The following is a 22,582-nucleotide window of genomic DNA, read 5'->3' as shown; positions in this document are numbered from 1 at the left end:
AATCCGCCTGGTCCTACCAGATTCCAGAAAAAGCCCGGCTCAATGAGTCGGGCTTTTTCGTGTGCATGAAGCAGTGCTCGGCTTTCGAGGAGTGCAGCTGGTGAGGCATCTGGTCCAAGGGGCCGTGCCGGGGTTTGATCAGGCTGTGCCGGACGCTACTAGCGTCATGTCCACGAACTGGCCAGCTTCCTCCAGCGCTTCATTGGCCGCAGTCAACAGCGGTGCAAAGCCGACGAAGACATGCGGCATGTCTGGCCACAGGCTCAAGGTGACCGGTGAGCCACTGTCTTGCGCCTGCGCAGCATAACGGCGACTGTCATCAAGCAGGATCTCAGCTTCTCCGCACTGGATCAGTATGGGTGGCAGGCCAGAGAGGTCGCCTTCCAGCGGCGAGATGCGCGGGTCACCGAGATCGGTACCATCCTGCACATAAGCCATGCTTACATAAGGCAGCAGGTTGGGGTCGAGGATCGGGTCCACCTCTGCCTTGCGTGACAGCGAGGCGCTGCCCCAGCTGAGATCGGTAGGTGGCGAGAGGGCGATCACTGCGTCCGGCAGACGCTCATTGGCGCTCTTGAGTACATTGAGTGCGGCCAGTGTCAGATTGCCGCCGGCGCTGTCACCGGCCAATAGCAGATGGTCATCCGGGAATTCAGCGCATAGCCAGCGCCATGCGCTTAGTACATCGTCAAGCCCCGCAGGAAGGCAGCCTCGGGCGCGAGGCGGTAATCCAGTGTATAGGTCTGTGAGCGGACTGCAGCGCCCAGACGGCTTGCCAGAGGGCGATGGCCTGCTGGTGATCCCGCGATCCAGCTACCGCCATGGAGATACAACAGGCGCCGGGGCTTAGCGGGGGCTTCACTGGCCGCAGGTAACTCAATCACCTCACACAGGCGCTCATCTGCGCCGCCAGGCACCATGAGCAGGGTGGGGGTGACGCCGGTATCGAGAATGCGGGCATCCGCTGCGAAGTAAGCATTCAGCAGTGTGCGTTTGGCGCCAAGATCGGTTCCGGTACGCAGGGTCAATGCCTTGATGTGCTTCAGGTGAGCGATGACCGGTGCGAGTCCCGCATGGGCATCGTCAGTGTTCTGTAGTGGCGCATCGGCGTGAGAGTCCATGTCCTGCTCCTGTCGGGTCAGCGAAGTCTGTACGTTACACCTCGCCACTCGCCACGAAAACAGCCCACTGTTCGTGAGATGAGCAATGGGCTGTCGGAGCGTCAAATGGGTCTGTACTGACGATCTTACTGAAGGTCTATATGACGGCCTGATGTGTCAGTCAGGCACGGTGTCAAAATCGCTGGAAGCGATGAAGATCTCGACCAGGCGCTCGATGCCGGCCTGGTCTTCGGCGTCGAAGCGTTCCGGGCTGGGGCTATCCAGGTCCAACACGCCCCACAGTACTTCTTGCTCACCTTGCGTGACGATGACCGGCACGACCAGTTCGCTGCGCGATGCGGCATCGCAGGCGATATGCCCCGGGAATTCGTACACGTCTGCAATGCGTTGCGTGGTGCGCTGAGTGGCAGCAGCGCCACATACTCCCTTGGAGAAGGGAATGGGATGACAGGCTGGTTGCCCCTGAAACGGTCCAAGATGCAGAGTGCCAGGCAGGCGCTGCACATAGAATCCGGCCCAGTTGAGATTGTCGACCGTCATGTTGATGAAAGCGGCAGTCTGGGAGGCGTTGGTCAGCCAGTCGCGAGTGTCGAGCGTGGCATCGAGCTGGCGGGCCAGCATCGGGTAGTCAGGGCGAGTGGCCATGATGGCTCCTTGTGGAAGATGAGAGCAGCAATAAATGAGTATGTTGGTAAATGAGGTTGTCGGCGGTGCGATTCAAGTGACAGCGTATGCGGAGAGGGTTCAGCATGGCGCCCCTCGGAAAATGATGTCGCTATACGCAAAGCGCCGGCCAGTGGCCGGCGCTTTGCGCGTAAACATTACCTCATGAGGCGGTTGCTTACTTGAGATGTGAAGCTTACTTCCAGCCCGGCACCGCAGCGCCCTTGAACAGTTCTTCAGCCTTGGCTTCGACTTCTGCTGTCTGGTACGCCTTGACCAGCTTCTGCACCTTCTCACTGTCTTCATCACCCTGACGCACGACGATCAGGTTGACGTACGGAGATTCGGCACCTTCACGGATCAGGGCATCTTCCGGTGCCAGGCCAGCCGGCTGAGCAAAGGTGTTGTTGATGAAGGCTAGATCAACGTCAGGCAGGATGCGCGGCAGCTGGGCAGCCTCGATTTCCTTGAACTGATAGTCATGCGGGTTCTTGGCGACGTCGATCGGGGTCGCTTCGAGATTGTTCTTGTCGGTCAGCTCGATCATGCCAAGATCGTGCATCAGGATCAGTGAACGGCCTTCGTTGGACGGATCATTCGGCAGGGCGACGGTAGCGCCGTCCGGCAGTTCGCTGATGTCAGTGTACTTGTCGGAGTAAGCGCCGATCGGATATACGAAGGTCTTGCCGGCGCTGGCGAACTTGTAGCCGCGCTCACGCACCATGGATTCCATGTACGGCTGGTGCTGGTAGGCGTTGGCATCCAGAGAGCCGTCGGCCAATGCTGCGTTCGGAGACACGTAGTCGGTAAACTCGGTGATCTCGACGGTCAGGCCGTACTTCTCCTTGGCGATATCAGCGGCGACCTTCATGACTTCGGTCTCCGGGCCTGCGACGGTGCCCATCTTCAGGGTATTCTCGTCGGATGCGTCGTTGCCGCAGCCTGCCAGCAGTGTGGCGCCGAGCAGGGTAGCCGCACCGGCAAGGCGCAGCGGGGAAGAAAGGGTGGCCAGCATGTTGCGCATCGATGTTCTCCTTGTGACCCAGCGTGACCGATGGAGTCCGCGGGATATTATGAGTGGCGGCTCATTTCGTCGAGCCGCCACGATACCGAAATCAGCGTGTGCTTGTAGTGCTACTTATGGTCTGACTTGCGCACCAGATGGTCGCCCAGGCTCTGGAAGCCCTGCACCATGACGACAAGGATGACGACCGTCACCAGCATCACCATCGGATCAAAGCGGTTGTAGCCATAACGGATGCCCAGATCGCCCAGACCGCCACCGCCGACGGTGCCGGCCATGGCGGAGTAGCTGATCAACGTGACAACGGTAATGGTCAAGCCGTTGATGATACCGCCGCGGGCTTCCGGCAACAGTACCTTGGTGATGATCTGCAACGGAGTGGCGCCCATGGCCTGTGCAGCTTCCACCAGTCCTGGCCCCACTTCGTTGAGCGCGCCTTCGATCAGACGGGCGACGAAGGGTATCGAGGCGATGGTCAGCGGCACGATGGCAGCATTGGTGCCGATGGAGCTACCAGCAATCAAGCGCGTCAGCGGAATGATCGCCACCATCAGGATGATGAACGGTACTGAGCGGCCGACGTTGGTGATGATGCTCAGCACGTTGTTGAGTACTGGGCGCTCCAGAATCTGGCCGGGGCGCGAGGTATAGAGTGCTACGCCGAGCGGAATGCCGAGCGCTGCCGAGATCAGGCCAGCGATGGCGACCATATAGAGAGTTTCGAGCGTCGACTCGAAAACGAGATTAAGCAGTGCGGGTGACATGGCCGAGCACCTCCACTTTCAGGTCGTGGGATTCGAGATAGTCCAGCGCTTGCTGGGTCTGGTGGCTGTCGCCCATCAGCTCGGCGATCATCAGGCCGAGCGTGCGTTCCTGAATGGATTCGACCTTGGCCTGAAGAATGCTGACATCCACCTGACATTCGCGCGCCAGGCGCGAGATCAGCGGGGTAGAGACGGCATCGCCGCTGAAGGCGAGGCGCACTACCGGATGGGTGTGCGGTCCGGGCATCGTCTCGAGACGCTCGACCAATGCGCGCGGCGGTTCCAGCTGGAGGAAGTCATTGAGGAATTCGCGACCAAGATGTGTCTGCGGCGCGGTGAAGAAATCACCGACCGGCGCAATTTCGACCAACTCGCCATCACTGATCAGCGCAACCTGATCACAGATGCTCTTGACCACTTCCATTTCATGGGTGATCAGCAGGATGGTCAGACCAAGCTTGGTATTGATGTCCTTGAGCAACTCAAGGATGGAGGCAGTCGTTTGCGGGTCGAGCGCCGAGGTCGCCTCGTCACACAGCAGCACCTTGGGACGACTGGCCAATGCGCGGGCGATCGCCACACGCTGCTTCTGGCCACCGGAAAGCTGTGCCGGATATTGCGCAGTCTTGTCGCTCAGGCCGGTCAGCTCAAGCAGCGGTTCAACGCGCTTGCGAATCTCGGCCTTCGAAATGCCCGCCAATTCCAGTGGAAGTGCCACGTTGGCAAAGACAGTGCGTGAAGACAGCAGATTGAAGTGCTGGAAGATCATGCCGATTTGATGCCGAGCACTGCGCAGAGCACTCTCATCGAGGGCGGTCAGTTCCTGACCATCGACAATGATGCTACCTGCAGTGGGGCGTTCGAGCAGATTGACACAGCGAATGAGAGTTGACTTGCCGGCACCGGAAAGTCCGATGACACCGGTAATGGCGCCTTGAGGAACCGTCAGGCTGGCATCCTTGAGCGCGACCACGGGCTTGTCACCACTGCCGTAAGTCTTGGAGACGTTCTTGAGTGTGATCATGGGGGTCCGAATGGTAGAGGCACCAGCCGGAATGCGGGCGAAAGTCTGCGGTAAACAGAGCGTTCTGCGCAAGAAACAGAGGAGTGATCCAGAGGGTAAAAAAGACCACCCAAGATGGGTGGCCATCAACGCTGGACACACCCTTTTAGCAGAACTTGCACCCCGTGAGACAAGCTCTCGAAGTGGGCGCCCGCAATCCGGGTACAAATCGGCGCCAAACAGATTTGAGCCGCATTCTATCAGTCAGCCTTCTGCTGTCAACGACTTTGGTCTGGCGCCAGGTGTTTGTCGCCTTCGTCAGCTTATGGCGGCAGCTAACGACAATTTAGGTAAGAAAAATCTTACAAAGTCGCGCCAGAAGCACATGGCTTGCCGTGCACATGGCTGCCGAGATCCGCTGCAGCATGCTAGGATTTCGTTCTGGCATGCTCATGCTCCCAATGATGTGATATGCCGCTCATATTCACGGCTTCCGCGCTGCGGGGAGCACTGTCGTCAAGGAAAGCACGCGCATGTTCACTGGTATTGTACAGGGCATGGCTGAAGTGGTGGCCATTGAAGAGCGTACCGAGTTTCGTATCCATCAGGTGCGGTTGCCGCAAGGTCTGGAGGTCGGGTTGGAGTTAGGCGCATCGGTGGCACATAACGGATGCTGTTTGACCGTGACGCATCTGGAAGGGCAGCTGGCCAGCTTTGATCTGATGCGCGAGACGCTGCGTCTGACCAACCTGGGCGAGCTTGAGAACGGCAGTCACGTCAATATCGAGCGTGCCGCGCGTTTCGGCGATGAGATTGGCGGTCACTCCATGTCCGGCCACGTGATGGCGATGGTCACGATCGATGCCATCGAAGCGACGGCGAATAATCGGCGTATCTGGTTTCAGGCACCGGTCGAGCTGATGCGTTTTCTGTTCGACAAGGGATACGTGGGGCTCGACGGTGTCAGCCTGACCATTGGCGAGGTGCAGGGCACTCGTTTCTGCGTCAATCTGATTCCGGAGACGCTGGAGCGCACCCTGATGGGCACACGTGCAGTCGGTGATCGCATCAACCTTGAGGTAGACCCGCAAACTCAAGCTATTGTTGAGACTGTCGAGCGCGTCATGGCATCGCGTCTGGCCTGACCTGATAAGATGCGGTCTGATTCGTCCCGATCTGTACAAGAATCGTGGGACACAAGGTTAGGGTACGTAAAGTCGACTGCTTAGTCAGGAATTGAGCACGACCTGATGTTCAAGGCTCGATTCCCTGCAGACCTTTGGGTACCATGTTGCGCCTTCCGATGCCCTGCCGTTTGCAGGGCATCGTGGTTCAGGCAGTCTGCACAGGCATTCGGGCACCCGTTGCTCCTCCTGTCCGGCACTCCTGTCCGAGCTGATCGGCAGTCTCCGATCGTAACCGACCATAGCGCCTTGCCGGACAGGCAGTGCAGCCAAGGGCAGAGACCACTCCCATGCTGGAACGTCTTTTCAAGCTCAGTGAACACGGCACCAACGTGCGTACTGAAGTCATCGCCGGATTTACCTCTTTCCTGGCGATGGCTTATATCATCTTCGTAGCGCCTTCGATGCTGGCTTCGACCGGCATGGATCACGGCGCCGTCTTCGTGGCGACCTGTCTGGCCGCGGCGATTGGCTGCTTGATCATGGGACTCTACGCCAACTATCCCATCGCACTGGCGCCGGGCATGGGGCTGACGGCCTTCTTCACGTACACGGTTGCTGGCCAGATGGGTGTGCCGTGGCAGGTGGCTCTCGGGGCAGTCTTCCTGTCAGGTGTCAGCTTCTTCCTGCTCTCCGCTTTCAAGATTCGTGAGTGGATCATCAATGCCATTCCCGCCTCGCTCAAGACAGGCATTGCCGCAGGTATCGGCCTGTTCATGGCGATCATTGCGCTGCAGGGCAGTGGCATCGTGGTGGATGCGCCGGGCACGTTGGTGACGCTGGGCGATCTGTCCTCGCCGTCCGCCATGTTCGCGCTGCTGTCCTTCTTCCTTATCGTGGCGCTGTCCTATCGCAAGGTCATCGGTGCGGTGATGATCGGCATCTTGAGTGTCACCTTTCTGGCAACGCTGACCGGCAACAATGATTTCCATGGCTTTGCCTCGATGCCACCGAGCATCGTGCCGACATTGGCGGAACTGGACATTGCCGGCGCCTTCAATCTAGGCATGGTCTCGATCATCTTCGCGTTCTTGTTCGTCGATCTGTTCGATACCTCGGGCACGCTGATTGCCGTCTCTCAGCAGGCGGGGTTGACCAATGAGCGCGGCCACCTGCCGCGTCTGGGACGTGCGCTGATGGCAGACTCAAGCGCCACCATGGTCGGGTCCGTGATGGGAACCTCCAATGTCACCAGTTATATCGAGTCTGCTACCGGCGTGGCCGCAGGCGGGCGTACTGGTCTGACGGCTGTCGTGGTCGCAGGCTTGTTTCTCGTCAGCCTGTTCCTGTCGCCACTGGCGACCTCCATTCCGGCCTTTGCCACTGCCGGAGCGCTTCTCTACGTTGCCTGTCTGATGACCGGTGGACTGGCGCGCATCGACTGGAACGATATTACCGAAGCAGCACCAGTGGTGATTGCCACTCTGGTGATGCCATTAACCTATTCGATTGCCAACGGGATCGCGCTGGGTTTCATCAGCTACGCCGTGATCAAGCTGTTCTCTGGCCGCTATCGTGATTTGAGCCCGGGGCTGGTGATTCTCGCCATCCTGTTCGCCTGCAAATATCTGTTCCTCGACGGAGCCCTCTAATGAGCATCTACAGCGATTATATCAAGTCTGTCATTCGTACCGTGCCGGACTGGCCCCAAGAGGGTGTCAACTTCCGTGATATCACGCCGGTACTGCAGAATTCTGCTGCGTTCCGCAAGTTGATCGACTCTTTCGTGCACCGCTATCAGGAGATGGAAATCGATGCCATCGCCGCTATCGATGCACGTGGCTTCATCATCGGTGCGCCGCTGGCCTACGAGCTAGGTTGTAGCTTCGTGCCGGTGCGCAAGAAGGGCAAGCTGCCGTTCAAGACCATCAGCGAGACCTATACGCTGGAATATGGTGAGTCGACTGTCGAGCTACACTCTGACGCTTTCCGCGAGGGCGATCGCATTCTGGTGATGGATGACCTGATCGCGACTGGCGGTACGATGCTGGCTGCTTGCAAGCTGATTGAGCGCAGTGGCGGGATCGTGGTCGAGACAGCAGCGATCATCGATCTGCCGGAGCTTGGTGGTTCTGCCAAGATTCGCGAAGAAGGCCACAGTGTCTTCGCTGCGTGCAGCTTCACTGAATCCGAATAAGTCATGTCTCATGACGATGGCCCTGTCTCTTGGCAGGGCCATCGTCGTTGCTACCGCCAACCAAGCCGCCGCTCTGCTTGGTTGGCGGTAATGCTTTCCGTCCTTGTACGGTGGTCTTCAAGCCACCATGCTTCATTTCTGTTTTGTCATTGCGAGTGACCACCATGTCTTCCGAACGCTATCACGACCATTTCATCGTCTCCTGGGATCAGCTGCACCGCGACGTGCGCGCGCTTTGCCACACGCTGATCGGCCGCGATTTCAAGGGCATCATTGCCATCACCCGTGGTGGCCTGATTCCGGCTGGCCTGATCGCTCGTGAACTGGGTATCCGTCACATCGATACCGTCTGCATCAAGAGCTACCACGACCACATGGAGCAGGGTGGCCTGGAAGTGGTCAAGGGTGTTGATCACGATGGCGATGGCTGGTTGCTGGTCGATGACCTGGTCGATACCGGCAATACTGCGCGCGCCGTGCGTGACATGCTGCCCAAGGCACACTTCGTGACCGTCTATGCCAAGCCGGAAGGTCGTCCGCTGGTCGATGGTTTCATCACCGAAGTGCCGCAGAGCTGCTGGATCCAGTTCCCGTGGGATATGGGAATCGCTTATGTCGAGCCGATTTCCGAGCAGCTCAAGAAGCAAGAGAGCGATAGCTGACATGCCGCTGGAGACTGCCACTACCGGTAGCTCCGAGGTGCTGCCTGCCGATTGGCAGGCGCATCTCGGGCAGGAATTTCACGCTGACTACATGCAGCGGCTCAAGATGTTTCTGCGTGCCGAGAAAGACGCTGGCAAGATCATCTATCCGCATTCCAGCGACTGGTTTCGTGCCTTCTGGCTGACACCACTCTCCGATGTGAAAGTCGTGATACTGGGCCAAGACCCTTATCACGGGCCGGGGCAGGCACATGGCTTGTGCTTCTCCGTGCGTCCCGGAGTGCGCCCACCGCCCTCGCTCAAGAACATCTACAAGGAACTGGCGTCCGATGTCAGGGTCGAACCCGTCGATCACGGTTTCCTGGAAAATTGGGCAAAGCAGGGCGTTCTGCTACTCAACAGCGTGCTGACGGTGGAGCAGGCCAAGGCCGCTTCTCATCAAAAGCAAGGTTGGGAACAGTTCACCGACCGAGCCATTGACGTGATCAACCAGCACTGTGAGGGAGTCGTCTTCCTTCTCTGGGGGAGTTATGCCCAGAAGAAGGCGAGCGCCGTGGATAGCCAGAAACACCTGGTATTGCATGCGCCGCACCCCTCACCGTTAGCGGCTCATCGCGGCTTCTTCGGCTCGCGGCACTTCTCACAGGCCAATGCCTGGTTGGAATCACGTGGCGAGACGCCGATTGAGTGGCAGTTAATGGGGCTGTAATTTCTTGCGGTGATGACTTTATAAATAAAATTTAAACATTTTACGAGTTTATTTTGTTTTAGAGGTATAAATGAAAAAAGTCCTAATTCTAACTGGTACCAGAGCCGACTTTGGCAAGCTTAAAGGCATCATGCGATTTATCGAAGAGCATGATGACTTAGAGCTGCATATCTTTGGTACTGGTATGCATATGATGAAGCGGTATGGGTCAACCTATCGCGAAATTGAGAAAGAAAAATTTCAGCATACCTATTTTATACCCAACCAGAATTCAAGTGAGCCAATGAGTTCTGTTCTGGGCAATACGATATCTATTTTTTCTAGATTGACAGAGGAAATCTCACCGGACCTCATCATCATTCATGGCGATCGTCTTGAGGCTCTGGCAGGAGCAGCAGTAGGTGCTCTACAAAATATATTAGTCTGCCATATAGAAGGTGGTGAGGTTTCAGGAACTGTCGACGAGTTGATCAGGCACTCTGTTAGCAAACTGTCTAATATACATATGGTGGCTAATGAAAAAGCCAAAAAAAGACTGATGCAAATGGGGGAAGGAGATGATTATATATATATCATAGGCTCCCCCGATCTCGATGTTATGAATAGTAAGACGCTTCCATCTCTACAAGATTCAAGACTTAAATACGAAATAGATTTCGCGAAGTATTCAATAGCTTTATTTCATCCTGTAACAACTGAAAAGACTTCATTCAAAGAATATTCTGCCTCTTTTTTTGATGCTTTGAAGTATTCAGGCAACAATTACATTGTCGTATACCCGAACAACGACAATGGTTCAAATTATATAGTTGATGAAATTGAAAAGTTAAAAGATGATAGTAGTTTTAGAGTATTTCCATCCATCAATTTCGAGCACTTTTTGGTATTATTGAAAAATGCAGACATGATTATCGGGAATTCTAGTGCGGGCATAAGAGAAGCTCCTTTTTATGGAGTTCCAACAGTGAATGTTGGTACTCGTCAGCAGAATCGGTATTCTAGTGATACTATTATTGATGTAGATTATAGTTGCGATGATATTATTTCTGGCATTGAGATGCTTGATCGTATATCTCATATTGGAAAGGATGATTGGTTTGGTGATGGTAATAGTTTGGCACTATTCTCTGCAGCATTGGGAAATGAAAAATTCTGGACCACACCAACACAGAAGCTGTTCATGGAGCTGGCATGAAAAAAATCGCAATTATTACAGCGCGAGGTAATTCAAAGGGAGTACATAGAAAGAATCTGCGCAAAATAGGCGATGATTCGCTTATCGCGATCACATTCAAGGCTGCCGTGACGTCAAATATCTTTGATAGTATCATCATTTCGTCTGATGACGATGAGATATTGATTCATGCCAAGTTACTAGGCGCTGACATCGTCAGGAGACCTTCTTCTCTATCACAAGATGACTCTAAAAGCATAGATGCGGTTTTACATGTCCTAGAAACAATGGAAATAATTCAAGGAGAAGTGACGCTTCTTCAACCTACCAGCCCATTTAGAACCTCTGAAGATATTATTAATGCCCATTATAAATTTGATATAAGTAGTGTCAATAGCATTATTTCGGTATGTGAAATGAATGATCATCCTTACAAATCATTCATTGTCCAGAATAGTCGTGTTTTTCCAGTTCGTGATTTTAATGATATGGAGTCTCCCAGGCAGCAGCTACCGCTAGCAGTCAAGCCGAATGGAGCTATCTATATAGTATCTATCGCAGAATGTATTGAACAGAAAACATTCTTTGCTAAACCCTTTCAGTTCTATCAAATGTCAAAAGAAGCGTCGTTGGATATCGATACTGAATTTGATCTTGATTTTGCAAACTATATTCATTCCAGGAGAATTTCATGAGTCACTTTAAAATTGGCGATGTTGAAGTCGGTGACGGGTGTGCCCCCGTCGTAATTGCTGAGATCGGCATCAATCATGAAGGTGACTTGGCTGTCGCTAAAGAAATGGTTGACGCAGCACATCGTGCTGGCGCTCAGATCGTGAAGCATCAGACACATGTCGTCGAAGATGAGATGTCAGATGAGGCAAAAAAGGTCATTCCTGGCAATGCTGATGTTTCGATATACGAAATCATGGCAAGATGTGCACTGGATGAAGCTGATGAAACCAGCCTGATGCAATATGTACAATCCAAAGGAATGGAGTTTATTAGTACACCATTTTCAAGAGCTGCTGCATATCGGCTTGCAAGAATGGATATTCCTGCTTTCAAGATAGGCTCAGGTGAATGCAATAATTATCCATTGGTCAAGCTTGTTGCTTCGTTTGGTAAGCCTGTTATTCTGTCCACTGGTATGAATAGCATTGAAAGCATTGAGAAGTCTGTAAATATTTTGAGAGAAGCAGGAGTGCCTTTCTCACTGTTGCATTGCACTAACGTTTATCCCACACCCTACAATCTTGTTCGATTGGGTGCCATGGTGGAATTAGCTCAATGCTTCCCCGATGCTGTTGTTGGCCTGTCGGATCACACAGTTGACAGTTATGCATGCCTTGGAGCTGTGGCCCTCGGGGCAAAGATACTTGAAAGACACTTCACGGATAAAATGTCACGCCCTGGCCCTGATATTGAGTGTTCGATGGACACTGATGCTCTCAAGGAGCTTATTAAAGGATCTAATGCTATATTTCAGGCGAGTGGTGGTAGTAAAGGCCCGGTAGCTGAAGAGCGTGTGACTATGGACTTTGCCTTTGCTTCAGTTGTTGTTGAGACTGATCTGGTTGAGGGCAGTGTGCTCTCAGAAGTCGATATATGGGTCAAGAGGCCTGGGAGTGGCGACTTTACTGCTGAAGACTATGAAATGCTTATTGGCAAGAAGTTGCAGAGAAATATTAAAAAAGGGTCGCAGCTGAAGCGAGATGATATTTTCTAATATCGAACACGCGACCATCCATGGTGTTGGTCGCGTTTTTTATGCTAGGTTTTATATATAAGTTCAGGTGCTCATTTAATCTATAATCTCTATACCAGACTTTAAATATTCGTCGTAGACGGCATTTATGGTATCCTTGTGTTTAGGGTTTACACACGCGCTGGGTATTCTAAATGAACACACAGAGTCAAAATCTGCAATCCCCTTTAAACTTATTAAAGCACTTGTGTAAGCGCCAGCAATGCCCCAAGGCATTTTTTGTAATGTTAATATGTATAGCTCAGCTGGTAGCCCTAGGGCGTTCGTCTTGATATTCAGAGTATTTTTGATGAGAGAGAGTTTTTTCTCAGAATCACCTCTATGTGGTATATAGATAATAGTTTTCCCTTTTTCAGTATAATAGTCGTCAGCTTTTTTGATGAGCGCCAATTCGCTCTCTAAGGTCATTATTCCTCCCTCGCTATATTTTGAGCCAAAATATAGCACTGTTTTATTATCTGTCTCTTTTATATGATTTTTACTTCTTAACTTTCGATAATCATTATGAATAATGCCTTCTTCTTCGGAGTTATCAAGAAATGAGGTAAATAATATTGGCCTAGCATAGTGATTATCATTACTTTCTTTTTTACTCTTAGAAAAGTGATAAATTCCTTTGTCTAGGAAATTATTTTTTACGGTGATAATGGCCGCTCCATCATCAGAGAGATAGAGAGCCTTCGGTGATATACGTTTCTTTATGTCATGCATCCATGCACTACGAAACTCACCAATGCATAAATTATCTACTTTGTGCTTGAACTTTCGAGTAATATCAAAAAAGTGTTTTCTCTTTTTCAGCCAAGACAGTTGCTGCAAACTATGCTTGAACGAGATTTCAATCACATTGTTCCAATCGAGTGACTCGACAGTTTTTCTAATCTGATAATCGTGTGTTTCTTTCCTCTTTTCACCAGAGTATTTAACTATCAAAACGTTTTCGTGTCCCTTAAACAGCTGTGATGCAAGTTCATAGCAAGAGATGATCTGTAATGGTGACTCTGCTAAAAATAAGTTCATGATTTTTCCATTGCAGTGTGGATTATATTGGGCGGATGCAGACACTGAGTGCAACACCCCTATTAGATTGTGGAGGGGGCATCATTGTGCTTTGCCATCAGTTCATTCATTACCTCAATGGGACATTTGAAGTCGAAGCGCTTCCGAGGCCGCATGTTCAACTCGAAGGTAATAGCATCCAGCTCTTCTTGGCTGGTCAGTGAGAGATCCGTCCCCTTGGTCATACGTCAGGGTCTTTCGTGCTGCCAATGGCATTCTGTTCAGTGCAGCACTGAAGCCCTCTACGGCTGAGGTCGCAGTGGCATCGTGCATCTTGGCCAGTATCAAGTAGCCGCTACTGAGCTCTACGAGAGTGCCAACTTGATCAGATCGCCTTCCCAATGCCCCTGCATCTCGCGTTTGTCCACCTCAGGTGGGCGGGGGTGGATACTGACCATGTCGGGAATCTGACCTCGGCGATCCGTTTCGCCACGCCGAGGTTTACGTGTCCTTACAGGGAAGCTCAGGTGTTGCACTCAGAATCTGCGGCCGAGTTGATTAAATTTTCGCAGTATATTAGTTGTGACTAAGTTATATACTGTGCTTATCTAATAACCTCTTGCTCATCCTTCTTCTTTTCTTATATATGTATGCTTTTTGTAAAGATAATAGATTATGTACCTTTTTTGATAAGGGTATGCTTGGCTTGGAAACTTTATTCTACGGGGTTTTGACTCTGTAGTAAAAATATATATCTTTTAAAGGATGCATGCTGCCATAGTTCCAAGGCTTACTTCTCTTGCCCATATAATGTATCATTACTGGATTCTGAATTGATTCAATAAATTCACTTTTGGCTCTATGCTGTTCATACATTCTTTTCTCAATATTTTTATATGCAGGGCGTTGAGCATTCCAGCGTAAAGGCAATCTCAACCAATCCCCTTCCATAATTTTATTGAGAGCACATTGTTCGTTGTGCGGGCAGAGTTCTGGATAATTCAAGAGAAAAGCCAAGGCTCTTTTCCCCAGATGTTTTTTTCTCCACTCATTCATATTAATAAGCATAAGTCCGCAGTTAAAATAGTCTCCTTTATTAAGATTTAATTTTTTACAAGGAGACCTTCCTATATTTTCAACAGCTGCTAATACAAAGTTATTGTCTTTTGTGAGCTCATTGATTTTAAGTAGATCTTCAACAACGATAGTGTCGCAATCAATACACAGTATAGTTTCTATATGAGAGTCAATTAATTCATTTAGATAAAATCTAAAATAAATCGAGAGTCCATATCTTTTTATTTTCAAGCCTTCAAATTTTGTTTCATCTAAGTAGACAAAGGATACGCTTGATTTATTTTCTACTATGAATTTTTCCAGCTTTTCAATTGATGTAGGACGTAATCCTGCATCACCAATGATAAAGTTAAGATGTTCAGGGGTAGGGCAATTTAAAATAATCGACGTGATTGTAGTGGCGAGATGAGGTGCATAGTTTTCATCGCAAGAAAGAAAGAGATTCAACATAAAAAATACTCATGACATTACGTGAGTAATAATTTTATCACTTCTTGTTATTTTTTCCATACCTTGTGCTAAATTCGTGCAATATTTGTACTATTTGTTACACGTGGTAATTTTTCGAGGCTAGTTATTACTCTTTTATGGTTGACTTTATAGGTGTTTCTTGGTACGGATGCGCGCGTCTGGGATTGAGTTTTGCTGTCTGAGTCCGAATGTTGATAAACATATTAATTTTCCATGGAAAATTTCATCGCTAATATTCCCAAAGTCGGCGGATGCAGACACGGAGTGCAACACCCCTATTGGATTGTGGAGGGGGCATCATTGTGCTTTGCCATCAGTTCATTCATTACCTCAATGGGACATTTGAAGTCGAAGCGCTTCCGAGGCCGCATGTTCAACTCGAAGGCAATAGCATCCAGCTCTTCTTGGCTGGTCAGTGAGAGATCCGTCCCCTTGGGAAGATATTGGTGAATCAGGCCATTGATGTTCTCGTTGCCCCCCCTTTGCCAGGGGCTATGAGGGTCGCAGAGTAGATGGCGACGCCAGTATTTTGCGTGATAGCGGCATGCCTGGCCATCTCCCGCCCTTGGTCATACGTCAGGGTCTTTCGCGCTGCCAATGGCATTCTGTTCAGTGCAGCACTGAAGCCCTCTGCGGCTGAGGTCGCGGTGGCATCGTGCATCTTGGCCAGTATCAAGTAGCCGCTACTAAGCTCTACGAGAGTGCCAACCGCAGAAGCGTTGCCTTTCCCTTTGATCAGATCGCCTTCCCAATGCCCGGCATCTCGCGTTTGTCCACCTCAGGTGGGCGGAGGTGGATACTGACCATGTCGGGAATCTGACCTCGCCGATCCGTTTCGCCACGCCGAGGTTTACGTGTGCTTTTCCCCTGTCGTAGACAATGGATGAGCTCTTTGCGCAGTTGCCCGACTGGTAGCGCATAGATCGCAGTGTAAATCGTCTCGCGGCAAACGTAGTCGTCTTCAAGCTTGGGTAGATTCATGTTATCGATGAAGAGCTTTCGCTTGGGGCGATAGTAGAGCCGACGTTTGAGTCGGGACGCTTGTGCTCGTTCAGCTCGATAGCCATCACCCGAATCACTATTTCTACGGACTTCACGGCTGATGGTAGAGGGTGAGCGATCCAAGTACCGAGCAATGGCTCGCAGGCTCAAGCCTTGAGATAGGTAAATCTGGATAGTGGCGCGATCTGTAACGTTGAGTTCTGAGTATGACATGAGCGCAATACCTTACAGGGAAGCTCAGGTGTTGCACTCAGAATCTGCGGCCGAGCATTGTTTATTTGTTGTGTTGAATTTCTAAGGAAGATTCTATAATCCTCTTTTTGTGCATACTTCTTGCATTTTATTGTTTAACAATGCACTGCTTAATATAGCATCGGCTTTGAGTGCTTTTTGTATATATTTACTACGTCAATGCATTATGGTGCTAGCATTTATATGTGAAGTAAATATGTATCTATAAAGATTGTGATCTTATGCTATATGTTAATCATGCTGCGGCAGGATATAATTATATCATTGTATGGAGCTATGGCAATTATATGGTTGAGGTATGATTTATGGTTACAAGGCCTGAGAAAATAAAAGTTGCTCATCTGATAAGCCTCAAGAATCTAGGGGGGGCAGAACGCACTTTTACCAACTTTTTTCGGATGGCAGTGAAGGAGCGGGATCATCATGTCTTGCTACAGACCCCCGTCATACACTCCATGTTACAGCCGGCCTATGCTGATTACGTAGACCGTGTGCACAATATAAAGTGCTATCGGGGTATCAAGGTGCCACGTCAGATTCGTTGGTTACGTGATATCTGTCAGGCACGACTGCTTGAAGAGGAAGAAATTCAGGCCATTGTGGTGTGGAACAAGTTTCGCCATCATCCGCTACATTTCCCTGAACATATCAGTCTCATTCACTATGAGCATGGTGCTGCCTGGTTCGTGGAGCCTTCGCCTGAGATCCATGAGTACCTTTCCAAGGTCGATGGCATCATCTGCAACTCCTACGCTGCCAGTCGCATGTTGCAGTTATCACTCGGGATCAGTGAGTCATTGCCCTACAAGGTGGTACGCAACTCCATCGTGTTGCCCGAGACAAGTGCCGAGCATGGCGGAGAGCACTTCCGCATCGGTTTTGCAGGTCGGCTTACAGGGCTCAAGGCACCTATCATTGCAATCGAGGCTTTGAGGGAATTGAAAGGCAGTGTGCCACATGCTGAACTCTGGATCGCAGGGGAAGGGGGGCTGGAAGAGGCGTTGAAAGCACGGGTCAAGCACTGGGGGCTTGAGGAAAGCGTGCGTTTCTGTGGCCTGCTCGATGACATGAGCGAGTTCTACGCATCCCTGGATGCGTTCGTATGCCCTTCATGGCGTGAACCCTTTGGCAATGTTGTCCAGGAAGCTCTCGCTCATGGCGTACCTGCCATTGTCGGTAATGTTGATGGCCTTCCTGAGCAGATAACGCAAGGTATCAATGGCGAGGTGCTTTCTCCACGAAGAAGTCGAGAGGAACTTGCCGTCTATGGCAAGGACTTTACTCAGGGGCCTGATCGAGTTTATAGCCCCGAGAAAGATGCCATTGTGATTGCCAAGGTTCTTGACCCTGTTGACATAGCCAGTGTTCTTGAGCGTTGGGCGGCATCACCTCAGCAGCGTCGGAGGATGGGGGAGTCAGCACGTGAGATCATTGCACGTGATTTCTGTCAGCAGAATTATTGCCGCGGAATTGGTGACTTCATTGAGCATATTGTCATGGGGTGAAATTGGATATCATGAGAGGTATCGCCCTCATGATATCCAATACAAGGTTGTCAGAAAATAAAGCAGTTTAATATTCAGGTTTTCTTAATGCATATTGTTGTAATGTTTAATTAACTGCTGAGGTTATAAGGTTTCATATTTTTTGCGTTTTTGCACGATGCGATGATCTTTCTTTCCACTTTTCTTCTCTAGACTGCTGTAACAGTATGCATGTTACATATCCTGTCTTAGGTTAGCCTTTCTCTCATATTAAAGAGAGGCTCCCTTCAATCCTAGAGTGACGTCATGTGGCAAAGAAATGATTTTCCTTATCGCAAGCACTTTGTGCAGAACAAGTGCATCTTTATTCATATCCCCAAGGCAGCAGGGACTTCTGTACTGGCGGCTTTGGGAAAGAAGAAAGAGAAGGGGCGGGATCATATCTCCTGGCAGACTTACAAGAAGGCCAGCAATAGAAAGTTCAAGACATATTTCAAGTTTTCCTTCGTCAGAAATCCTTATGACCGAGCGCATTCAGCTTATCGCTATATATTGAGTGGTGGTAATCAAGGTGCTCAAGATTTGGCGGTCGCAAAGGAAATAGAAAACTATTCTGATTTTGATGATTTTGTCGAGCAGGCTTTATGGAAAGGTACTTTTCGTAGTCACCTTCTTTTCTTGCCGCAGTCCAATTTCATTATGGATGCGAATGAAACTCTAATGGTAGACTTCCTCGGATATTTTGAAACACTCGAGCAGGATTTCAAGCAGGTCGCTGATGCACTGGGCATCGAAAGTCAGATAGCGCATCGCAACAAGAGCAGCTCGACAGCTCCAGTCCAAGGGGCTGGCATGACGCAGGCAACGCGAGAAAAACTTGCCATCCTCTATGCTCAGGACTTTGTCAATTTCGGTTACCGCACCTAACGCACGTCACACATCTGACGCCCGTTGCTGGCTCACCCTGCAGGACGCGGCCTTAACTTATAAGACCTGTTCCGCTAGAATGCGTCACAATTTGCCGGCCTGCTTGTTTGCTATTGTCCCGCATCGGCAGGGCAGTGCTGCGCATCGTGAGCATCATCTTCTGTCCCAAGAGGTATTTCCATGAGCGTCCATGCCATCAATCATCCATTGGTCCAGCACAAGCTTGGCCTGATGCGCGCGGCAGGCATCAGCACCAAGAGCTTCCGTGAGCTGGCCAGTGAGGTCGCCAAGTTGCTGACCTATGAAGCGACCCAAGGCCTGGAGCTCGAGACCACCACGATTGATGCCTGGAGCGGCAACGAGCTCGAAGTCCAGAGCATCAAGGGCAAGAAGGTCACTATCGTGCCTATCCTGCGTGCAGGCCTTGGCATGTTGGAAGGTGTGACTGACCTGATCCCCAGTGCGCGTATCAGTGTGGTGGGGCTTTATCGCGACGAGGAGACACTCGAACCGGTGCCGTACTTCGAGAAGTTCGTCTCTGATCTCGATGAGCGTCTGGCGATCGTCATCGACCCGATGCTGGCGACGGGTGGCTCCATGATTGCAACACTGGACATGCTGAAGGCCAAGGGTTGCCAGCAGATCAAGGTGATCGTTCTGGTCGCGGCACCAGAAGGCATCGCCAAGGTGCAGGAATCCTATCCTGATATTGATATCTATACGGCCTCTGTCGATGACCGCCTCGATGAGAACGGTTATATCGTGCCGGGTCTTGGTGATGCCGGTGACAAGATCTTCGGGACGCGCTAAGCGCCTCGCTTGAGATCATCAAGACGCCCTGCGTATTCACGCGGGGCGTTTTTGTATCTGCTTAACCTGTCTATGCAGTCAGGTTAAGCGCATCCTTGCCAGTCACTGAAAAGAAAACTTCTCCATGTCGTCCTCTTCATCTTCTGATTCCTCCCCCGTTTCTTCTGCTTCCCCCGATACTGTTTTGCCTCCTGCGAAAGAGCCTTTCACGCTGACCACCGTCGTGACAGGCGCACAGATGTTATTTGTGGCGTTTGGTGCGCTCGTACTCGTGCCATTGCTGACAGGGCTTGATCCTAACGTAGCGCTCTTCACGGCTGGTGTCGGTACTCTGGTATTCCAGTGCGTCACCAAAGCGAGCGTGCCGGTCTTCCTGGCCTCATCATTTGCCTTCATTGCACCAATCCAGGGCTCGGTGGCCAGCTTCGGAATTCCGGCAACCATGGGGGGATTGTTCGTCGCGGGGCTTGTATATATCGCACTTGCACAGTGTATTCGCGTCAAGGGCGTTGGCATCGTGCATCGGCTCTTGCCCGCCGTGGTGGTCGGGCCAGTGATCATGGTCATTGGGCTGGCACTGGCACCGACAGCCGTCCAGATGGCCACGGGGGAATTCAGTGACAGCATCACGCACAGTCAGGCATTGATTTTGTCATTGATCAGTCTCGGGGTGACGTTACTACTGTCGATCTTCGGGCGCGGCATGTTGCGCTTGATCCCGATTCTGGGCGGTATTCTGACGGGCTACCTGTTGGGGCTTGCCATGGGGATCATCGACTTGTCGCCAGTACATGCGGCGCAATGGTTGGCACTGCCGAGCTTCACTGCCCCAACCTTCGAGTTCTCAGCCATCCTGTTCATGATTCCAGTCGCTATCGCACCGGCGGTGGAGCATATCGGTGATATGGTCGCCATCGGCTCGGTGACGCGTCGCGATTACCTGAAGAAGCCGGGCCTGCATCGCACGTTACTGGGGGATGGTTTGGCGACGTCAGTGGCTCCATGTTCGGCGGGCCGCCCAACACGACCTACTCGGAAGTGACGGGGGCGGTCATGCTGACGCGTAATTTCAATCCGCGGGTGATGACGGTGGCAGCGTGCGTGGCGATTTCACTCGCCTTCATTGGCAAGGTGGGGGCCATTCTTCAGACCATCCCGACACCAGTCATGGGGGGGATCATGTGCCTGTTATTTGGCTCCATCGCTGTGGTCGGGATGAATACACTGGTGCGTGCAGGTGACTCACTGACGGCGCCGCGTAACCTGGTGATTGCCTCCTTGATTCTGGTATTTGGTATTGGAGGCATGCAGGTCGGTGGCGGGCAGTTCACGCTTCAGGGCGTCAGCTTGGCCGCGATCCTCGGTATTGTGCTTAATCTGATACTGCCGCCAGCGAGAGAAGGAGAATGAGCTGTTCCGAAAGGGATATTGAATAATACACCTTACTGTTATGTGGGTAATGTTAGAATCGCGGTTTTACTTTATATAACGAGAGATGGCGATACGAAGATGATGCCGCTAAAAGTTTGGCAGAACGACCTGCATTGGAAAGGACCTGTGTGGTTGCTCGCTCTTGGCGCAGTGTCGTTAATGGCATACGCTTTCGCGCGAGTACTCTTTGACTCATCGATTAAACCCGTTGAACTGACGTTAGCGCTAAGCGGGTTGATAGCCTTCAGCGTCTGGGGGGGCTATTTGCGACGAAGCGTGATGTTGCTACTCGGCATGGCTATTCTCGTTCAGCTCATCGCTTGGGGGATGGGGAGGCTAGACCACCCTGAATGGACCAAGCTGTACCCCGATGTAGATCGTCTGGCTAAGCTTTTCATTTTTATTAGTATTGCCTGGTGGCTTAGAGGCAGTACGCGCAATACGTTGCTGATTTGGGGCTTGGCAGTTGTAGGTTTTTTGATAACAACGCTATTGGCCCCCGGTGGTGATGGTTGGGCGGCTGGGTTCACAGGAGAGCGTGTTGGTTTTGGAGTACGTAATAAGCAACATGCCTCCATGTTCTTCGGAGTTATCTGTCTTGGATTGACGGTATTTGCGCCTCGCTGTTTCATGCCCGGACCTTGGAGGGCGGCACGCATCCTGGCCTGGAGTTTAGCCATGGCGATAACAGTTGCCGGGATTGCAGTAGGGCAAACTCGGGCTATCTGGCTGGGGCTTACGGTTGCGCTCGCGACGGGATTGCTGCTCTGGAGCGCCCGAGTGGTACTGGCACAGGGAGCAAGGCGTCTCGTTAAGCCATTGGCATTGATCGTGATCTTGCTTGTCTTGATTGGCGGCATACTGGATTTTCTACTGGGTGATTCCATTCACCATCGCTTTAACAAGGAAAACGCCGTCATCTCTCAGGTATTGGAAGGCGATGTGTCAGGAGTGCCCTATACCAGCGTTGGGATTCGCATTCACAGTTGGGTGGCGGCTACTGATTGGATTACCGAGCGTCCAATGGTTGGCTGGGGTTCCGAAGGGCGAAGCCTGGTCATGGATGAAACCGAATGGCTACCAGAAAAGATATCGCAGAAATTTGGCCATCTACACAATTTCTTCCTGGAAATATGGGTGGGCTACGGTCTTCTGGGAGTGGCAGTCATTGCGGCACTGGCTATCTGGATTGGCCGAGCTACCTGGCTTGCATGGCGAGGTGGTGCCATGCCCGGTGATATGGCGTTGTTCGGCTCAGTCTTCTTTGTGTTCTGGATGATCGTCAATCAGTTCGAGTCCTATAATTCCTTCTGGACCGGTGTCTTTGTCCATAATCTTATTGTTGGGGGGTTAGTATCACATTACTGGCACTGGCGTACCGAGCAAGAAGAGGGGGCGAAGCTAGCTGAGGTGTGAGACCAGGTCCACTATAGACTGCCAGCGCCTGTCGCTTGTCTTCTGTTTATTCTCAGCATGATTCGGCGTGTTCACTATAATCCCCCTGCTTCGGAACTCCGGAGTGGGGGGATTTACGTTTGTGTATTCTGATGACATTTCCGATATCGCATATGTGATAGATCCTCCGTAGGATAAGGCTCAAACGTGCAACGTGAGGATTCGATCTTGCGCACACTGGTAGTAGTGAGAAGCCTGAAAATGGGTGGAATGGAACGCGTCGCCGTCAATTTGGCCGACAGCTTGGCGACGGCAGGCCATGAGACTCATATGGTTACCTGGCGCAAGCGTGATCAGGTATTGGCGCCTGGCCATGAAGCGGTTCATTTGCATATGGTGCCGATTCAACAACGAGTCCGTCGTTCGGTGAGCGGGGCGGTGATGACGTTCGTGTCCCGCTTGCTACTGAACCCATTGATCCGTCGCTCGCATTTTGTATGGGTAGCCCCCAGTGTCAGGATGAGT

The 22,582-nt window shown here is 51.4% G+C and carries 18 protein-coding genes and 5 pseudogenes; 14 read left to right on the top strand and 9 right to left on the bottom strand.

Annotation, left to right across the window (positions count from 1 at the left end):
* Window positions 1-138 precede the first annotated feature (138 nt).
* The 5 genes and pseudogenes from BF12_RS19855 to BF12_RS0111820 all read right to left on the bottom strand — a co-directional run bounded on the left by BF12_RS19855 (window position 139) and on the right by BF12_RS0111820 (window position 4,596).
* Window positions 139-920: pseudogene (locus BF12_RS19855) on the bottom strand (alpha/beta hydrolase).
* Window positions 921-1,277: 357 nt separating this feature from the next.
* Window positions 1,278-1,766, bottom strand: a complete 489-nt coding sequence (locus BF12_RS0111835) for a free L-methionine (R)-S-oxide reductase MsrC (RefSeq protein WP_024952465.1) — start codon at window positions 1,764-1,766, stop codon at window positions 1,278-1,280.
* A gap of 214 nt (window positions 1,767-1,980) precedes the next feature.
* Window positions 1,981-2,799 (bottom strand): MetQ/NlpA family ABC transporter substrate-binding protein, encoded by an 819-nt coding sequence (locus BF12_RS0111830; RefSeq protein ID WP_024952464.1) that lies wholly within the window; start codon window positions 2,797-2,799, stop codon window positions 1,981-1,983.
* A 119-nt stretch (window positions 2,800-2,918) separates the two neighbouring features.
* Window positions 2,919-3,572 (bottom strand): methionine ABC transporter permease, encoded by a 654-nt coding sequence (locus BF12_RS0111825; RefSeq protein WP_024952463.1) that lies wholly within the window; start codon window positions 3,570-3,572, stop codon window positions 2,919-2,921.
* A complete protein-coding gene (locus BF12_RS0111820; protein WP_024952462.1) occupies window positions 3,553-4,596 on the bottom strand; it encodes a methionine ABC transporter ATP-binding protein in 1,044 nt (347 codons plus the stop codon). Before BF12_RS0111820 ends, BF12_RS0111825 begins: the two co-directional genes overlap by 20 nt.
* A gap of 512 nt (window positions 4,597-5,108) precedes the next feature.
* Here BF12_RS0111820 and BF12_RS0111815 point away from each other — a divergent pair.
* The 8 genes from BF12_RS0111815 (at window position 5,109) to BF12_RS0111775 (ending at window position 12,170) form a co-directional block, all read left to right on the top strand.
* Window positions 5,109-5,720: a riboflavin synthase gene (locus BF12_RS0111815; RefSeq protein WP_024952461.1), complete on the top strand. Its 612-nt coding sequence runs from the start codon at window positions 5,109-5,111 to the stop codon at window positions 5,718-5,720.
* A 329-nt stretch (window positions 5,721-6,049) separates the two neighbouring features.
* The gene (locus BF12_RS0111810) at window positions 6,050-7,351 is read left to right on the top strand and encodes an NCS2 family permease (protein ID WP_024952460.1); all 1,302 of its coding nucleotides are present in this window, start codon (window positions 6,050-6,052) and stop codon (window positions 7,349-7,351) included.
* Window positions 7,351-7,896 carry an adenine phosphoribosyltransferase gene (locus BF12_RS0111805; RefSeq protein WP_024952459.1) on the top strand — a complete coding sequence of 182 codons (546 nt, stop codon included), beginning with the start codon at window positions 7,351-7,353 and terminating at the stop codon, window positions 7,894-7,896. Before BF12_RS0111810 ends, BF12_RS0111805 begins: the two co-directional genes overlap by 1 nt.
* A gap of 164 nt (window positions 7,897-8,060) precedes the next feature.
* Window positions 8,061-8,558, top strand: a complete 498-nt coding sequence (gene gpt / locus BF12_RS0111795; protein WP_024952458.1) for a xanthine phosphoribosyltransferase — start codon at window positions 8,061-8,063, stop codon at window positions 8,556-8,558.
* Window position 8,559: 1 nt separating this feature from the next.
* Window positions 8,560-9,267, top strand: coding sequence for a uracil-DNA glycosylase (ung, locus tag BF12_RS0111790; protein WP_024952457.1), 708 nt, complete (start codon window positions 8,560-8,562; stop codon window positions 9,265-9,267).
* A 70-nt stretch (window positions 9,268-9,337) separates the two neighbouring features.
* Complete coding sequence (gene neuC / locus BF12_RS0111785; protein ID WP_024952456.1) at window positions 9,338-10,462, top strand: UDP-N-acetylglucosamine 2-epimerase; 1,125 nt, start codon at window positions 9,338-9,340, stop codon at window positions 10,460-10,462.
* Window positions 10,459-11,136: an acylneuraminate cytidylyltransferase family protein gene (locus BF12_RS0111780; protein WP_024952455.1), complete on the top strand. Its 678-nt coding sequence runs from the start codon at window positions 10,459-10,461 to the stop codon at window positions 11,134-11,136. The genes neuC and BF12_RS0111780 overlap by 4 nt, the downstream gene beginning before the upstream one ends.
* Window positions 11,133-12,170, top strand: coding sequence for an N-acetylneuraminate synthase family protein (locus tag BF12_RS0111775; protein ID WP_024952454.1), 1,038 nt, complete (start codon window positions 11,133-11,135; stop codon window positions 12,168-12,170). Before BF12_RS0111780 ends, BF12_RS0111775 begins: the two co-directional genes overlap by 4 nt.
* Window positions 12,171-12,245: 75 nt before the next feature.
* Here BF12_RS0111775 and BF12_RS0111770 read toward each other — a convergent pair whose 3' ends face one another.
* From BF12_RS0111770 to BF12_RS19845, 4 genes and pseudogenes are all read right to left on the bottom strand, one after another.
* A complete protein-coding gene (locus BF12_RS0111770; protein WP_024952453.1) occupies window positions 12,246-13,229 on the bottom strand; it encodes a polysialyltransferase family glycosyltransferase in 984 nt (327 codons plus the stop codon).
* Window positions 13,230-13,291: 62 nt separating this feature from the next.
* Window positions 13,292-13,717 (bottom strand): annotated as a pseudogene (locus tag BF12_RS21725) (transposase); the annotation flags it as partial.
* A 211-nt stretch (window positions 13,718-13,928) separates the two neighbouring features.
* Window positions 13,929-14,735, bottom strand: a complete 807-nt coding sequence (locus BF12_RS21720) for a glycosyltransferase family 8 protein (RefSeq protein WP_084488093.1) — start codon at window positions 14,733-14,735, stop codon at window positions 13,929-13,931.
* A 296-nt stretch (window positions 14,736-15,031) separates the two neighbouring features.
* A pseudogene (locus BF12_RS19845) lies at window positions 15,032-15,971 on the bottom strand (IS30 family transposase).
* A gap of 563 nt (window positions 15,972-16,534) precedes the next feature.
* On the opposite strand from BF12_RS19845, the gene BF12_RS21190 reads away from it, so the two are divergent.
* The 6 genes and pseudogenes from BF12_RS21190 to BF12_RS22430 all read left to right on the top strand — a co-directional run.
* On the top strand, window positions 16,535-17,515 hold the full coding sequence (locus tag BF12_RS21190) for a glycosyltransferase family 4 protein (protein WP_169734531.1): 981 nt from the start codon (window positions 16,535-16,537) through the stop codon (window positions 17,513-17,515).
* 285 nt (window positions 17,516-17,800) lie between these two features.
* The gene (locus tag BF12_RS19835) at window positions 17,801-18,421 is read left to right on the top strand and encodes a sulfotransferase family 2 domain-containing protein (RefSeq protein ID WP_024952450.1); all 621 of its coding nucleotides are present in this window, start codon (window positions 17,801-17,803) and stop codon (window positions 18,419-18,421) included.
* A 180-nt stretch (window positions 18,422-18,601) separates the two neighbouring features.
* Window positions 18,602-19,231 carry a uracil phosphoribosyltransferase gene (upp, locus tag BF12_RS0111740; RefSeq protein ID WP_024952449.1) on the top strand — a complete coding sequence of 210 codons (630 nt, stop codon included), beginning with the start codon at window positions 18,602-18,604 and terminating at the stop codon, window positions 19,229-19,231.
* Window positions 19,232-19,469: 238 nt separating this feature from the next.
* A pseudogene (locus BF12_RS19830) lies at window positions 19,470-20,641 on the top strand (uracil-xanthine permease family protein).
* Between the two features lie 99 nt (window positions 20,642-20,740).
* The gene (locus BF12_RS0111730) at window positions 20,741-22,078 is read left to right on the top strand and encodes an O-antigen ligase family protein (protein ID WP_024952448.1); all 1,338 of its coding nucleotides are present in this window, start codon (window positions 20,741-20,743) and stop codon (window positions 22,076-22,078) included.
* A 207-nt stretch (window positions 22,079-22,285) separates the two neighbouring features.
* Window positions 22,286-22,582 (top strand): annotated as a pseudogene (locus BF12_RS22430) (glycosyltransferase); the annotation flags it as partial.

The organism is Cobetia crustatorum, from assembly GCF_000591415.1.
Classification (GTDB): domain Bacteria; phylum Pseudomonadota; class Gammaproteobacteria; order Pseudomonadales; family Halomonadaceae; genus Cobetia; species Cobetia crustatorum.
Note: the sequence above shows the minus strand (reverse complement) of the source record. Positions and strands in the feature narration are given on the sequence as shown.

What these genes read in the sequence shown, in the direction of transcription:
- BF12_RS0111730 (WP_024952448.1), top strand. Translation starts at nt 20,741, where the DNA reads ATGATGCCGCTAAAAGTTTGGCAGAACGACCTGCATTGGAAAGGACCT.
- BF12_RS0111830 (WP_024952464.1), bottom strand. Translation starts at nt 2,799, where the DNA reads ATGCTGGCCACCCTTTCTTCCCCGCTGCGCCTTGCCGGTGCGGCTACC.
- upp (WP_024952449.1), top strand. Translation starts at nt 18,602, where the DNA reads ATGAGCGTCCATGCCATCAATCATCCATTGGTCCAGCACAAGCTTGGC.
- gpt (WP_024952458.1), top strand. Translation starts at nt 8,061, where the DNA reads ATGTCTTCCGAACGCTATCACGACCATTTCATCGTCTCCTGGGATCAG.
- BF12_RS0111820 (WP_024952462.1), bottom strand. Translation starts at nt 4,596, where the DNA reads ATGATCACACTCAAGAACGTCTCCAAGACTTACGGCAGTGGTGACAAG.
- neuC (WP_024952456.1), top strand. Translation starts at nt 9,338, where the DNA reads ATGAAAAAAGTCCTAATTCTAACTGGTACCAGAGCCGACTTTGGCAAG.
- BF12_RS0111825 (WP_024952463.1), bottom strand. Translation starts at nt 3,572, where the DNA reads ATGTCACCCGCACTGCTTAATCTCGTTTTCGAGTCGACGCTCGAAACT.
- BF12_RS0111770 (WP_024952453.1), bottom strand. Translation starts at nt 13,229, where the DNA reads ATGAACTTATTTTTAGCAGAGTCACCATTACAGATCATCTCTTGCTAT.
- BF12_RS19835 (WP_024952450.1), top strand. Translation starts at nt 17,801, where the DNA reads ATGTGGCAAAGAAATGATTTTCCTTATCGCAAGCACTTTGTGCAGAAC.
- ung (WP_024952457.1), top strand. Translation starts at nt 8,560, where the DNA reads ATGCCGCTGGAGACTGCCACTACCGGTAGCTCCGAGGTGCTGCCTGCC.
- BF12_RS21720 (WP_084488093.1), bottom strand. Translation starts at nt 14,735, where the DNA reads ATGTTGAATCTCTTTCTTTCTTGCGATGAAAACTATGCACCTCATCTC.
- BF12_RS0111780 (WP_024952455.1), top strand. Translation starts at nt 10,459, where the DNA reads ATGAAAAAAATCGCAATTATTACAGCGCGAGGTAATTCAAAGGGAGTA.
- BF12_RS0111810 (WP_024952460.1), top strand. Translation starts at nt 6,050, where the DNA reads ATGCTGGAACGTCTTTTCAAGCTCAGTGAACACGGCACCAACGTGCGT.
- BF12_RS0111815 (WP_024952461.1), top strand. Translation starts at nt 5,109, where the DNA reads ATGTTCACTGGTATTGTACAGGGCATGGCTGAAGTGGTGGCCATTGAA.
- BF12_RS0111805 (WP_024952459.1), top strand. Translation starts at nt 7,351, where the DNA reads ATGAGCATCTACAGCGATTATATCAAGTCTGTCATTCGTACCGTGCCG.
- BF12_RS0111775 (WP_024952454.1), top strand. Translation starts at nt 11,133, where the DNA reads ATGAGTCACTTTAAAATTGGCGATGTTGAAGTCGGTGACGGGTGTGCC.
- BF12_RS0111835 (WP_024952465.1), bottom strand. Translation starts at nt 1,766, where the DNA reads ATGGCCACTCGCCCTGACTACCCGATGCTGGCCCGCCAGCTCGATGCC.